This window comes from Streptomyces colwelliae (genome assembly GCF_048158785.1).
Taxonomy (GTDB): Bacteria; Actinomycetota; Actinomycetes; order Streptomycetales; family Streptomycetaceae; genus Streptomyces.
This window is the reverse complement of record NZ_JBLTJC010000808.1, coordinates 1-1,234: the sequence shown is the minus strand read 5'-3', so window position 1 is coordinate 1,234 and position 1,234 is coordinate 1. Positions and strand designations below refer to the sequence as shown.

Genomic DNA, 1,234 nt, shown 5'->3' with positions numbered 1-1,234 from the left:
CTCGCCCGCCGCGAGGAGCAGTTGGTCGACCAGCGCGGCACGAACGCCCGCCGCGAGGCCGAGGAGCACGCGGCGGCGGACGGCGTACGGGCCGAGGCGGAGGCGACGCGTACGGTACGGCTGGCCGACGCCGAGGCGGCGCGTTCGGTACGGCTCGCCCGTGCCGAGGCCGAGGGTGCGCGCGAGGTGGGTGACGCGCGGGCGCATGCCCAGGCGGCGTGGCTGCGGGTGCACGCCGACGTCGACGTGGCGACCCTGCACGCGCTCACCGGGACGCGGCTCGCGGAGAACCTGCCGAACATCGACAGCGTGACGATCTCGCCGGACGTGCTGACGGGGTTGCTGGCCAGGCTCGGTACGGGTGGCGGCTTCGGTGGCGGCGAGGCAGGCGCGTGAGTCTCGCCCCGCGAGCCGTCCTCGTCCATCGGACCACGGAGTACGAGGAGTTGGTCGCCCGGCACGGGACGCACGGCCAGGCCGCGTACTTCCTGAAGTCACGGGGCCGGGACATCGAGGAGGTCGCCGAACGGCACCGCCGGACCCGGCGGGCGCTGGCCGAGGTGTCGGCGGCGGTCCCCCTGACCTGGCGTCAGACCCAGGTCGAGCGGGCCGACTTGGACCGGTTCCTGTTCGCGCCGGAGGACGTGGTGCTGGTCGTCGGGCAGGACGGCTTGGTCGCGAACGTCGCCAAGTACCTCGCCGGGCAACCGGTGTTGGGCTTCGACACGGACCCCGGCCGCAACCCGGGCGTCCTGGTCCGGCACCGCCCGTCGGCCGCGGCCGCGCTGCTGCCCTCGGCGCACGCGGCCGGTACCGGGGTGGACGAACTGACCATGGTCGAGGCCGTCGCCGACGACACACAGCGGCTGGTCGCGCTGAACGAGATCTATCTGGGACCCGTCGGTCATCAGACGGCCAGATACCGCCTGGGTCTGGAGGGCGACGGGGGTGTCGTCGAGGCCCAGGCGTCTTCCGGGGTGCTCGTGGGAACGGGCACCGGGGCCACGGGCTGGCTCCGGTCGGTGTGGCAGGAGCGGGGCAGCGCCCTCGCCCTGCCACACCCCTCGGAGAACCGGCTGGTGTGGTTCGTACGGGAGGCGTGGCCTTCACCGGTCACCGGGACGTCGCTGGTGGCGGGCGAGTTGACTGGTTCGGCGGGGCTTCAACTCACGGTGGAGTCGGAGGAGTTGGTCGTGTTCGGGGATGGGATGGAGGGGGATGCGGTGGAGTTGAC

The 1,234-nt window shown here is 73.3% G+C and carries 1 protein-coding gene and 1 pseudogene; both read left to right on the top strand.

Features of this window, described 5'->3' with window-relative positions:
- Positions 1–396 (top strand): annotated as a pseudogene (locus ACNFOC_RS54515) (SPFH domain-containing protein); the annotation flags it as partial.
- Positions 393–1,234: hypothetical protein (locus ACNFOC_RS54510; protein WP_416966333.1), on the top strand; the 842-nt coding region annotated here is incomplete at its 3' end. The pseudogene ACNFOC_RS54515 and the gene ACNFOC_RS54510, both read left to right, overlap by 4 nt.